Annotated in this window: 8 protein-coding genes; 4 read left to right on the forward strand and 4 right to left on the reverse strand. The window is 77.3% G+C overall.

The annotated features are described in order from the left end of the window. Positions 1 to 83: 83 nt before the first annotated feature. Complete coding sequence (locus tag IE332_RS24800; protein ID WP_189920323.1) at positions 84 to 980, forward strand: Vgb family protein; 897 nt, start codon at positions 84 to 86, stop codon at positions 978 to 980. Here the strand turns inward: IE332_RS24800 and IE332_RS24805 are convergent. The 3 genes from IE332_RS24805 to IE332_RS24815 are packed head-to-tail and all read right to left on the reverse strand — an operon-like array spanning position 971 to position 5,476. Continuing rightward, positions 971 to 1,528 carry a GAF domain-containing protein gene (locus IE332_RS24805; protein WP_189920325.1) on the reverse strand — a complete coding sequence of 186 codons (558 nt, stop codon included), beginning with the start codon at positions 1,526 to 1,528 and terminating at the stop codon, positions 971 to 973. The genes IE332_RS24800 and IE332_RS24805 overlap by 10 nt on opposite strands. Further along, the gene (locus IE332_RS24810; RefSeq protein WP_189920327.1) at positions 1,512 to 2,363 is read right to left on the reverse strand and encodes a S8 family peptidase; all 852 of its coding nucleotides are present in this window, start codon (positions 2,361 to 2,363) and stop codon (positions 1,512 to 1,514) included. The genes IE332_RS24805 and IE332_RS24810 overlap by 17 nt, the downstream gene beginning before the upstream one ends. Further along, a complete protein-coding gene (locus tag IE332_RS24815) occupies positions 2,360 to 5,476 on the reverse strand; it encodes an adenylate/guanylate cyclase domain-containing protein (protein ID WP_189920329.1) in 3,117 nt (1,038 codons plus the stop codon). Before IE332_RS24815 ends, IE332_RS24810 begins: the two co-directional genes overlap by 4 nt. Positions 5,477 to 5,859: 383 nt before the next feature. Here IE332_RS24815 and IE332_RS24820 point away from each other — a divergent pair, with 383 nt between their 5' ends. The 3 genes from IE332_RS24820 (at position 5,860) to lanKC (ending at position 10,072) form a co-directional block, all read left to right on the forward strand. Next, the gene (locus IE332_RS24820) at positions 5,860 to 6,042 is read left to right on the forward strand and encodes a hypothetical protein (protein WP_189920331.1); all 183 of its coding nucleotides are present in this window, start codon (positions 5,860 to 5,862) and stop codon (positions 6,040 to 6,042) included. Positions 6,043 to 6,208: 166 nt separating this feature from the next. Then, positions 6,209 to 7,429, forward strand: coding sequence for an MFS transporter (locus tag IE332_RS24825; protein ID WP_189920332.1), 1,221 nt, complete (start codon positions 6,209 to 6,211; stop codon positions 7,427 to 7,429). Positions 7,430 to 7,474: 45 nt separating this feature from the next. Next, a complete protein-coding gene (gene lanKC / locus IE332_RS24830) occupies positions 7,475 to 10,072 on the forward strand; it encodes a class III lanthionine synthetase LanKC (RefSeq protein ID WP_189920334.1) in 2,598 nt (865 codons plus the stop codon). A gap of 4 nt (positions 10,073 to 10,076) precedes the next feature. On the opposite strand, the gene IE332_RS24835 is transcribed toward lanKC, so the two are convergent. Beyond that, positions 10,077 to 11,969 (reverse strand): AfsR/SARP family transcriptional regulator, encoded by a 1,893-nt coding sequence (locus IE332_RS24835; RefSeq protein WP_189920336.1) that lies wholly within the window; start codon positions 11,967 to 11,969, stop codon positions 10,077 to 10,079. Positions 11,970 to 12,278: the final 309 nt, after the last annotated feature.

Below are 12,278 nucleotides of genomic sequence, written 5' to 3' on the forward strand. Positions count from 1 at the left end.
GGTGGGGGAATCGGGTTGCCCGACGGTGATCGCCGTGGCAGCATCTCTAATGCGACGCAAGTCGCGATAGTGAAGGGGTGGGCATGGAACTGTTCCAGGTGGCCGACGCGGGGGCCGGGCCGTACGGGGTGGCGGTGGCGGCCGACGGGGGCGTCTGGTTCACCGCCGTGCACAGCGGGGAGGTCGGGCGGCTGGCGGCCGACGGGTCGGTGCGGCGGTTCGGGCTCGGGGCACCGGAGTGCGGGCCGGCGGTGATCACGGCCGGCCCCGACGGGGCGCTGTGGTTCACGCGGATGCGGGACCACCGGATCGGACGGATCGGCCCGGACGGCACGGCGAGCTCCTTCGCGCTGCCGACGCCGGACGCCGGGCCGTACGGGATCGCCGCCGGGCCCGACGGGGCGCTGTGGTTCACCGAGATGAACGCGAACGCGGTCGGGCGGATCACCGTGGACGGCGAGGTCACGGAGTACCCGCTGCCGGTCGCCGGGGCCTTCCCCTCGCTGATCACGGCCGGGCCGGACGGCGCCCTGTGGTGCGCGCTGAACCAGGCGGACGCGGTGGCGAGGATCGGCCCGGACGGGGAGGTGGCCGTCCACCCGCTGCCCACCGCGGGCACCGCGCCGGTCGGGATCACCGCCGGGGCGGACGGCGCGCTCTGGTACGTGGGCATCGGCGGCGGGCTGGTCGGGCGGATCACCGTGGCCGGCGAGGTGACGGAGCACCCGCTGGCCGACCGGGCGGCCAGGCCGCACGCGATCGCGGCCGGGCCGGACGGCCGGCTCTGGTTCACCGAGTGGGGCGCAGGCCGGATCGGGGTGCTCACCCCGGACGGGCGGCTCGACGGCCGGCCCGTCCCGGGCGAGGGCGCCGAGCCGCACGGCATCGCCGTCGCCCCGGACGGCACGGTGTACGCGGCGCTGGAGCGCGGCGAGATCGTCCGCCTGGCACCCTCGGAGCCCGCAGCGGATCAGGGCTGACGGCGCAGCAGTTCCTCCAGGTCGGCGAGGAGGCCGAGGGCGGCGGCCCGGTCGGGGACCGGCTCCGGGGCGGGGGTGCGTTCGGCGATCACCCGCAGGGCGGCGGCGGCCTGGCGGGCGAACATGGCGAGCAGGTCGAGCTCCGGCAGGCTGGCGCGGGCCTGCGGGGCCGGGTCCAGCACCTCCAGGACGCCGAGGACCCGGCTGCCGTGGGTGAGCGGCGCGGCCATCAGGGCGTTCGGGACGTACGCGGTGGACTCGGCGAAGTCCCGGTCGAAGGTGCGGTTGGCGTCCAGGTCGTCGACCACCATCGGCTCGCCGGAGGCGGCGACCCAGCCGGCGATGCCCTGGCCGGCCGGGAAGCGCCGGCCGACCAGCGACTCCTCGCCGCGGCCGGAGACGGCCTGGAAGACCAGCTCCCCGGCGGTCTCGTCGAGCAGGCACACCGAGCCGGCCTGGGCGCCGAAGATCGCCCGGGCGACGTCGACCACGGACTGCAGCAGCTCGCGGGCGAGCGGATCGACGGCGGGGTCAGTGCTGAGGGTCATCGGGCGCCTCCGGGGTGGGGGTGGTCGGGACCTGGACGTTGGCCGCGGTGAGGTACAGCGCGCTCTTCAGCTGGAACGTGGTCAGCCTCGGCCGCCGGGACAGGATGCGGGCGCAGAGCCCGGCCACGTACGGGGTGGCGAAGCTGTTGCCGGTGGTGCGGATGGTGGTGCCGCCGAGCCAGGGCACCCGGACGTTCTGGCCGGGGGCGAAGAACTCGACCGGCGGCTCCGGGTTGTAGAGGTGCAGGTCGGGGTCGTCCTCCTGGTGGCTGCCGACCGAGATGACCGAGGAGAACCGCCAGGGGAAGCTCTCCACCGGGGTGTTGTGGGCGGAGGCGACGATCGCGGTGCGGGCGAAGAAGGCGTCGTCGGCGATCGAGTGCAGCTCCTCCAGGAAGCGGGTCCGGGTGGTGGAGAGGCTGAGGTTGACGACGTCGAAGCCCTGCCGGACGGCCCAGCGCAGCCCGGCGATCAGCATGTCGCCGGTGCCGGTGAAGCGTTCGCCGAGGACCCGGACGCTGTAGAGCTCGCAGTCCGGGGCGGTGCGGCGGATGATGCCGGCGCAGGCGGTGCCGTGGCCGCAGGTGTCGCCGGCGGTGTCCGGGCGGACGGTCAGCTCCCGGGTGACCGGGTCCTTGACCACCGCCCAGGAGCCCTGCAGCGGGCCGACCAGCGGATGGTCCGGCTCGATGCCGGAGTCGACCACGCAGACCCGCACACCCTTGCCGGTGCCGTCGCTCCCCTCGCTCCCGTCGGTGAGGCGGTCGGCCAGGACCGGGAGGTCGGCGGGGCCGCGGTCGCGCAGGCTCCAGGTGAGGCCGGCCGGGCCGTTCACCGGGTGCCCCCGAGCCGCTCGGCCCGCCGCACGCCGGGCAGGTGGCCCTTGGTGGCGAAGAGGTCCCGGGCGGTGGCGGCGGCCGCGGCGGCCTCGGCCGGGCGGTCGAGCAGCAGCAGGGCGTGCGCGCGGTCGAGCGCGGTGAGCGCCTGCAGCAGCAGCGACTCGGTGGCCCCGGCGGCGCTCAGGGCGGCCGCGGTGAGGTCCAGCGCGGGCTGGGCCTCGCCCCGGGCGGCGGCGAGTCGGCCGCGCAGCGCGTCCAGCTCGATGGCGAGCACCGGGGGCAGCGCGGTGGTGGCGTCCGCGCCGTCCAGGTGGCGGGCGGCCTGGGCCGGGCGGTCGGTGTCCAGCAGGACGCGCGCGGTGGTGAGGGCGAGCCGCGGCAGCGGGGCGGCGGTGCCCTGGTGGCGGGCGATCTCGGCGGCGTCGGCCAGCAGGTCCAGGGCCTGGCCGGTCTGGCCGGTGGCGGCCGCGGCCTGGGCGGTCAGCGCGGGCAGCGCGACCATCGCCTCGGCCAGCGACAGCTCCCCGGCCAGGCCGTTGGCCTCGGCGAGCAGCAGCTCCGCCTCCTCGGGACGGTCCCGCAGGGCCAGCAGGACGGCCAGCGGGCCGTTCAGCGCGACCCGCACGGTGCGGCGCCCGGCGCCGTGCTCGGCGAGCAGGGCCCGCAGCCGGAAGGTGGCGTTCGGGACGGGCTCGGGGCCGGCCAGCAGCGCGGCGGCCAGCGCGCCGAGCACGGCGGCCCGGTCCAGCTCGGCATCGGTGCGGGAGACCCGGTCGAGCGCCTGGTCGAGCAGCTGCTCGGCCTCGGTGTGCCGGCCCGCCAGCAGGTGCTCCTCGCCCAGCCGCAGCAGGGCGCGGGCCCGGCCGAGCTCGTCCCCGGTGTCGGTGAACAGCGGCAGGACGGCGCGGGCGGTGGCGGCGGGCTGGTCCTGACCGGGCGGCAGGCCGCGGGCGGCCAGGGCGAGCCGGGCGTGCGCGGCGTCCAGCGGGTCGGCGGCCGCGTCGCGCACCTGGGCGAGGACGGGCAGGGCCTCGTCGGCGCGGCCGAGCGCGAGGCGGGCCTCGCCGAGGCGGCGCAGGGTCGGGCCGGCGGCGCGCTCGTTGGGGTAGTGCAGCCGGACGGCCCGCTCCAGCAGGTCGGTGGCGGCGGGCAGGTCGGCGCGGGCCAGGGCGGTGGCCCCGGCGGCGCCCAGGGCGGCGGCCGCGCGGGTGCGCAGGGTGTCGGTGCGGGCGTCCAGCAGGCCGAGTTCCAGCCGGTAGCGGTGGGCGCGCTCCAGATGGCCGCCCACGGCGGCGGCTCCGACGGTGCGGACGGCCGGCAGGTCGGCGGCGCGCTCGTGGCGCTCGGCGCGGGCCCGCTTGGACATCGACTGGTAGACCGACTCCTGGACCAGGCCGCTGCTGAACCGGTAGCCGCTGCCCGCCGGTTCGACCAGACGGCGCTCGGCCAGCCGGGCCAGCGCGGCGTGCAGCCGGGGCGGAGTGGTGTCGCCCGCGGTGGGCGGGCCGGCCGGCAGGCCGTCGATCGGGCCGGTGAAGACGTCGTCCTCGGGGTCGGCGAAGGCGTCCTGGTCGGTGCCGCCGTGGGCGAGTTCGGCCAGTTCGGCGGCGGTGAAGACGCGGCCGAGGACGGCGGCGAGGTCCAGGGTGGCGCGCTCGTCGCGCTCCAGCCCGTCGATCTGGGCGCTGAGCAACGCCCGCCCGGCAGGCGGGAGTTCGTCGGCCAGGGCGGGGCCGTCGGGCTCGGTGAGAGCGGCCAGCAGCTCCTCCAGGTGCAGCGGGTTGCCCTCGGCGCGCTCCAGCAGCCGAGTGGGGACCGAATCCTGGTGGGCGCTCAGCTCGGTCAACTGGGCTGCCAGCAGCGCGGATTCGTCCCAGGACAGGCCGCCGACCGGCAGTGCCGGCAGCTCCGGGCGGGCCGCCGGGAGCTCGGGGCGGGCCAGGCAGAGCAGCAGCACGGGCGCCGGGCCGAGCACCTCGGTCAGCCGCTCGGCGGCGTCCAGCAGGGCCGGACCTGCCCACTGGCAGTCGTCCAGCACGAGCACGGCGGGGCGCTCCACGGTGCGCCCGCGCAGGATCGCCGCCAGCAGCTCCAGCGACTGCCCGGCGCCGACACCCGGCGCGGTCGCCTCGTCCAGCCTGGCCAGCGCCTCGGCCGGGGCCGCGCCCTCGGGCTCGTCCAGCAGGGTACGGACGGCCTCGGCGATCGGCGCCAGGACGCCCTGCTCGCCGAAGCTGCGGCAGCGGGCGGTGCCGCAGCGCGCGGTGCGCCGGCCCACCCGCTCGCGCCACTCGCGCACCAGCCGGGTCTTGCCGATCCCGGCCTCGCCGGACACCAGCAGCAGCTCGGCGCCGGAGCCGCCCGCGACCCGGGCCAACGCGAAGTCCAGCTCCGCCAGTTCGCGTTCCCGGCCGACCAGCGGGACGTCGAAGCGGCGCAGCAGCTCCGGGTCGTCCTCGTCCAGGCCGACCAGGCGGTAGGCGGTGACCGGGTCGGCCTTGCCCTTCAGGTGCAGCGGCCCGACCTCGTCCACCTGGGCGGCCGGGCCGGCCGCGCGCAGCGTCTGCGGGCCGATCAGCACCTGGCCGGGGTCGGCCCGGGTCTGCAGCCGGGCGGCGATGTTGACGGTCTCGCCGGAGATCAGCGCCTGGCGCGCCGAGGCGTCCGAACCCGCCACCACCTGGCCGGTGTTGACGCCGATCCGGACGTCCAGCCGGACCCCGAGGGTCGCGTCCAGCTCGGTGTTGAGGTCCTCCAGGTCCTCCAGCATGGCGAGCGCGGCCGCCAGCGCCCGGTGGGCGTCGTCCTCGCGGATCACCGGGACGCCGAAGACGGCCATCACGGCGTCGCCGATGAACTTCTCCAGGGTGCCGCCGTGCGCCTCGATCTGGCGGTGCATCCGCTCGAAGTAGCGCAGGATCACCTCGCGCAGCGTCTCCGGGTCGAGCGCGCCGGACAGCGCGGTGGAGTCGACCAGGTCGCAGAAGACCACCGTGACCAGCTTGCGCTCCTCGGCGGCCAGGTCGAGGGCGGCGGACCGGGGGGTGCCGCAGGAGGGGCAGAACTGGTCGTTCGTGGCGACGAGTTGGGCGCAGAGTGGGCAGGGCATGGTGGCCGTCCTTCGGTCGTCCTCCGCTGTGCGGGGCGTACGGGGGCTGTGCGGGGCGCGGGCGGTGCGGGCGGGCGAGGGGTGTCCGGCCGCTCGGGTGGCCGGGCGTCCGGGTTTCCGGGCCAGGGTCGCGGGGGCGGCTTCGGGCCCGGTTGGGGAGCGCCTTGCGGGCGGTATGGCCGCAGCCGGGGCGGGGTGCCCGGGCGCCCGGCGGGCCCCGGGCGGGCCCGGTGGGCGGTGCCGGCACCACCGCGACCTGCGGCCATACCGCGGACCAACCGGCCCTGAAGCCGGGCGCAGCCGGCCCCTCCCACCATGGTCGGCACGGCGGGCGGCCCGCCCGTCGCCACCGCGACGTCCCACCTGTGGAAGGGAGTTCGACCATGGCTGAGAACATGGAGAACATGGACCAGAACCTCGGCGAGAACGGCGAGGAGACCCCGGAGGTCGAGGCGCACGCCGCGAACGTCCTGGACCTGCAGTCGATGAAGGTCCTCGCCGAGGCCTCGGACGGCAACTGCTTCAGCCTGATCAGCTACGTCGGCGGCGCCGAGACCTCCGCCTGACCGGCACCGGTCACCAGGCCGGACGCCCACCGGGCGCCAGGCCGTGCGCGGGGGCGGGCGCACCACCGCCCCCGGCCGCCGGCCGCCTGCAAGGCCCCCGGGGCGGTCCCGTCGTCACGGGGCCGCCCCGGCCCGACGTCATCACCCCACCCCGGAGGACGGTGCCATGGACTCCACCCCGCTCGCCCGCAACCGGGACTTCCGGCTGCTCTGGATCGGCGGCCTGCTGGCCTCGCTCGGCTCCCAACTCGCCTCGATCGCCCTGCCGCTGCTCGTCCTGCGGGAGACCGGCTCGGCCGCCCGGGCGGGCGCCATCGGCACCGTCTCGGTCGGCGCGCTGCTGCTCACCATGCTGCCCGGCGGCGTGCTCGCCGACCGGATCGAGCGGCGCCGGCTGATGCGGATCTGCGACGTCGCCAGCCTGCTCGCGGTCTGCGCCCTGGTCGTCGCCGTGCTGCGCGGGCACGCGCCGCTGCCGCTGGTCCTGCTGGTCGCCGCCGCCGGGGCGCTGATCTCCAGTGTCTACGGGCCCGCCGCAGGTGCCCTGTTGCGCACGGTGGTGCCGCGCGACCAGGCCCGGGAGGCCTCCGCCCGGATGCAGGCGCGCGGCGCCGCGGCCCGGCTGATCGGACCGCTCGGCGGCGGGGCGCTGTTCGCCTGGCACCCGGTGCTGCCGTTCCTCGCCGAAGGCGTCGGACTGCTGCTGTCCACGGTCTGCGTGGCCCTGATGCGGACCCGCTCGACACCCGCGGAGAAGAGCGGATCGCCGTTCAGCAAGCAGGAGTTGACCGCCGGGCTGGCCTTCATCTGGCGGCAGCCCTATCTGCGGACCCTGCTGCTGATCTTCGGCCTGGGGATGAACTTCGCGTTCAGCGCGCTGATGTTCGCCACCCTGGCCGTCGCCTCCGACGGCGGGCACTCCGGGGTGGGCGGTGGCACGGTGGTCTCCTGCACGGCCGCCGGTGCGCTGGCGGGTGCGCTGCTCGCTCCGAGGCTGGGGGCCAGAGCGCGCGACGGCAGTCTGGTGGCGCTCGCCTGCTGGGCGTCCGCGCTGACCGCCGGGGTGCTGACGGTGACCAGGGCGCCGCTGGTGATCGGGCTGCTCTGCGCGGCCTGCATGTGCCTGTCCACCGTCGCCAGCATCGGTTTCGTCGCCGGGATGCTGCTCGCCGCGCCGCCGGACCGGATCGGCCGGGTGCAGAGCGCGGCCGGCTTCCTGTCCACCCTGATCCAGCCGTTCGGCCCGCTGGTGGGCGGCACCCTGCTCGGCTCCCTCGGCGGCCCCCGGACCTTCGGCCTGCTGGCGCTCGCCATCGCGCTCTGCGCCGCCGTGGTCACCTGGGCGCCGCCGGTGCGCCGCGGACCGGTGCCGGTCCCCGCCGTCTGAGCGTCTGAGCCGTCCGACCCGATCCCGCTCCGGAAGGGAGGCGCCATGGCCGGCGCCCACGAGACGCAGCTGTACTGCCTCGCCGACCCGACGTACTACGACACCCCGGGACGGCTGCGCGACCGGGCGGCCCGCTACCCGCTGGGCCTCGGCGCGCCGCCCGACGGCTGGCGGCGCGAGCAGCGCGGGCTGTGGACGGCGCTGCGGCCCGAGGGGGTCCGACTGCCGGAGCAGGGCTGGAAGGTGCACGTGTCGGCGGTGGAGGAGGAGGCCGCGGGGACGCTGGCCGTCGTCGCGCGGATCTGTACGAGCCGCCGGGTGGCGTTCAAGTTCCTCCGCAGCCCGGCGGCGCTGCGGGTGGCCAACGGCAAGTTCACCGGGCGCGGCGGCAGCGGCAAGTTCATCACCGTCTACCCGGGCTCCGACGAGCAGTTCATCGAGCTGGCCGAGGAGTTGGCGCGGGAGCTGGACGGGCGCCACGGACCGTACGTGCTGACCGATCTGCGGATCGGCACCGCCCCCGTGTACGCGCGCTACGGCGCCTTCGTCGAACTGTGGTGCCAGGACGGGACCGGACGGGCGGTGCCCGCGCTGCGCGACCCCACCGGGGAGCTGGTGCCGGACTCGCGCGAGCCGGTGTTCCGGCTGCCCGGGTGGGTCGAGCCGCCCGAGGCGCTGCGCCCGCACCTGGCCGCGCGGGCGGCCGCCACCGGTGAACTGCCGTACCGGATCCTGGAGGTGCTGCAGTTCTCCGCCGCCGGCGGGATCTACCTGGCCGAGCGCCCGGACAGTGGCGGGCGGGTGGTGCTGCGCGAGGCGCGGCCGTACGCCGGGCTGGACGCCGCCGGGGCGGACGCCCTGACCCGGCTGCGGCGGGAGCAGTGGGCGCTGGAGCGGCTGGCCGGACTGGACTGCGTACCCCGGCTGCACGAGGTGCGGACGGTGTGGGAGCACACCTTCCTGGTGCAGGAGCACATCGAGGGCGTCCAGCTGTTCGCCGAGGCGGTCCGCCGCTACCCGCTGGTGCACCAGGACTGCACGGCCGAGCAGCGCGCGGCGTACGCGCGGTGGGTCGACGGGGTGGTCGCCGGGCTGGAGAAGGCGCTCGGCGCGCTGCACGAGCGGGGCGTGCGGTTCGGGGACCTGCACCCGGCCAACGTGGTGCTCCGGCCGGACGGTTCGGTGGTGCTGGTCGACTTCGAGTACGCGGCGGAGCTCACCGACCGGCGGGTGCCGACGGCCGGCGCGGCCGGGCTGCCCGTCCCGCCCGGGCTGGACGGCGCCGAGGCGGACCGGTACCAGCTCTGGGCGAGCTGGTTGATGCTGCTGATGCCGCTGCTCGAACTGGCCGACCGTGACCCGGGGAAGCTCCCGGCGCTGGAGCGGCGGGCACGGGAGTGGTTCGGACTGGGGCCGGAGGAGGGGCCGGTGCGCCCAGGGACACTGGCGGCCCGGACGGCGCTCAAGGCCCGGACGGCGCTCACGGAGTCGGCGAGCGAGCGGCGCGGCCGGGAACTGCTGGCCGGGCCCTCGTGGACCCCGGCGCGGAACGAACTGGTCGCCGGCATCCACGCGGGCGCCACCCCGGACCGCCCGGACCGGCTCTTCCCCGGCGACGTGGCCGGCTTCGCCGACGGTGGCACCGGCGTCGCGCACGGCGCCGCCGGGGTGCTGTACGCGCTGCACCGGTCGGGCGCCGACCCGCAGGCGTACGAGGAGTACACGGACTGGCTGCTCGCGGCCCTGCGCCGGCGCGGCGCCCGACCGGGCACGGGCGGACTGTACGACGGACCGCTCGGCATCGCCGTCGTGCTCGCCCGGCTGGGGCGCCCGGAGGCGGCCGAGGAACTGCTGGCCGCGGCGCGCGCGGCCCGGCCGGCCCGGCAGGTCGGCCTGTTCGGCGGCCGGGCGGGCGCCGCGCTCGGCCGGCTGCGGCTGGCCGACGCACTGGGCGGGCGGCGGGAGACCGCGGACGCGCTGGCCGACGCCTGCGAACTGGCGGCGGTGGTCCGCGGCGAGACGGTGGACGGGCTGGACGCGCCCGCGGCGGCCGGGCTGCTCTACGGGCTGGCCGGCATCGCGCTGCTGCAGCTGCGGCTGTACCGCCGCACCGGCGAGCGGTGGCTGCTGGACGCGGCCCGGACGGCCCTGGAGCGGGCCGTCGCGCAGTGCGTCCGGGTGCCGGACGGCTCGGTGCAGGTGCTGGAGGCCGGACGGCGGCTGGCGTACCTGGACCGGGGGAGCAGCGGGATCGCCCTGGTGGTGCGGGAGTTCCTGGAGAGCGCCGGACTGCCCGGCGGGGAGGAGTTCCTGGCGGACGTCCGGAAGGTGTGCGCGCCCGGGTTCATCCGGGAGCCGGGGCTGTTCCGCGGACGGGTCGGGCTCACGCTGGCGCTGGACCGGCTGGGCGCGGGCGAGGCGGGCGACGGACAGCAGGACGGGTGGGTGACCGGGCAGGTGGCCGAGCAGGTCGCGCGGCTGCAGTGGCACCTGGTGGCGCGGCCCGAGGGGCTGCTGGTGCCGGGGATGCGGCTGCGGCGCTTCTCGGCGGACCTGCACACCGGCGCGGCGGGCGTGCTGCTGGGGCTGTGGGGGCTGGAGGAGGAACGGGGGGACGTGCTGGACCTGCTGACGCTGGGGTGAGGCGTCAGCGGGCGGCGGCTGGGGAGGAGCTTGCGTCGACGGGGCGCGGGTGGAGAAGGGCCGGGCCGGGGGAGGCGGCGGCCGCGCACTCCCGGGCGTGCAGATGGGTCAGCCGGGGGAGCGCGTACAGGGCCGCGTGCGCCGTCACCTCCCCGGTGGGCGAGGTGACCGCCCCCGTGTCGGTGAGCGACTCCAGGGTGCGCAGCGCCAGCCGTTCGGGGCGGCCCAGGGCGGCGGCGGCCTCCGGGAGGGTGAAGAGCAGCGACAGCGGCAGCGCGGCGAGCCGGGCCAGCGCGAGCCGGCCCTGGTCGGTGAGGTCCCGCCAGCCGGAGTCGAGCCGGGCGCGCACGGCGACGTCCCCGGCGACCAGCTCGTCCAGCGCGCCCGCCGGGTCCTCCAGCCGGGCCGCGAACTCGGCCGGCGGCAGGTGGCGCAGCACGGCCAGCCGGGTGCCGGCGACCCGTACGGCGAGCGGCAGCAGCCCGCAGGCGTCCACGATCCGGGCGGCGGCCGCGCGGTCGGTGCCGATCCGGCCGGTGCCGACGATCCGGCCGAGCAGTTCCACCGCCTCGGTGGGGGCCAGCGGCGGGACGGTGATCCGGTGCACCGAGGCCAGGCCGGCGAGTTGGCTGCGGGAGGTGACCAGGACGGCGCTCGGGCCGTGGCCCGGCAGCAGCTCGCGGACCACGGCCTCGCCCGGGGCGTCGTCCAGGACCAGCAGCATCCGGCGCCCGGCCAGCGAGGCGCGCCACAGGGCGGCGGCCCGGCCGGGGTCGGCGGGGGCCGGACCGGCCGGGTCGGTGCCCGATCGGCCGGTGAGGGAGGCGAGTTCGGCCAGCACCTCGGGCAGCGGGCGCGGGACGCCGTCCTCGGTGCGCAGCCGGACGAGCAGCCGGCCGTCCGGGAAGCGGTCGGCGAGCAGATGGCCGGCGTGCACGGCGAGCGCGGTCTTGCCGCTGCCGGCCGGGCCGGAGAGCACCGCGACCCGCCCACTGCCCTCGCCCAACTGGTCTACCAGGTCCCGTAGTTCGGCCGTCCGTCCGGTGAAGTCGGCGGTGTCGGCGGGTAGCAGGACGCCGTCCGGGGCGGCAGTCCGGTCCGGACGGCCCGCGGCGGGCCCGGTGCGGCCGCGGGCGAGCAGCTCGCGGTAGCGGGTGGTCAGCGCGGCGCTCGGTTCCAGGCCCAACTCGCGGGCCAGCAGCTGACGGTGGGTGTCGTAGACGGCGAGCGCCTCGGCCTGCCGGCCGCAGAGGTGGAGCGCGTTCATCCGGGCGGCCTGGAGGCGCTCGCGCAGCGGGTGGCGCTCGGCGAGCTCGGCCAGCTCCTCGGCGACCGCGACGGCGTTGCCGAGCTCCAACTCGGTTTCCGCCCAGTCCTCGTGGACCCCCAGGCAGCGGGCCTCCAGCCGCTGCGCCTCGGCGTCGACGGCGGGCGAGGAGCGCAGGTCGGCGAGCGGCGGGCCCTGCCAGAGGTCGAGGGCCTGGCGCAGCAGCCGGGCGGCCGGGGCGAGCGCACCGCCGTCGGCGGCCGCCCGGCCGGCCCGGGCCAGGGCGCGGAACTGCAGCAGGTCGAGCTCGGGTTCGGCGACCCGCAGCAGGTAGCCGCCGGCCGAGTGGACCAGCCGGTCGGGGCCCTCCTCGCGGCCGAGCAGGGTGCGCAGGGTGCAGACGTACACCTGGAGGTTCTTGCGGGCGGTGCGCGGCGGCTCCTCGGGCCACACCGCGTCGGTGAGCAGGTCGACCGGGACGGCGGCGTTGGCGCGGCTCAGCAGGACGGCCAGCACCAGCCGCTGCTTCAGCGGACCGAGCGGCAGCGGGCGGGCGCCGGCCTCGCCGGTCAGCGGGCCGAGGACGGAGAAGCGCAACCGGGTGGCGGCTGCGGGCTGGGCCAGGGGCATCGGCGTACCTCCGGGGCGAGGGCGGGGCGGTGACCGTCCAGGGGTGCGGGGTGCGGGGCGGTGGTTCGAGGGGCGCTTCGGGGGTGGTTCGGCAGCGGTTCGAGGGCGCTTGGTCGGTGCGCGCAGGCTACTTGACCGTCGATCGGGGCTGAAGGGCACGCGATCGGACGGGTTCCGGCACGCCGCCTTCACGATCCGGGCCTTCGGGGGCCGGGTGCCGGGGGTGAGGCGTACTGGTGTGCGGGTGGGGTTCCGGCAGGTCGGGCGGGGTGCGGCGGGGCGGCTCGGGACGGTGGGCGGGCGGTGCGC

Source organism: Kitasatospora xanthocidica, from assembly GCF_014656195.1.
In the GTDB taxonomy this organism is placed as follows: Bacteria; Actinomycetota; Actinomycetes; order Streptomycetales; family Streptomycetaceae; genus Kitasatospora; species Kitasatospora xanthocidica.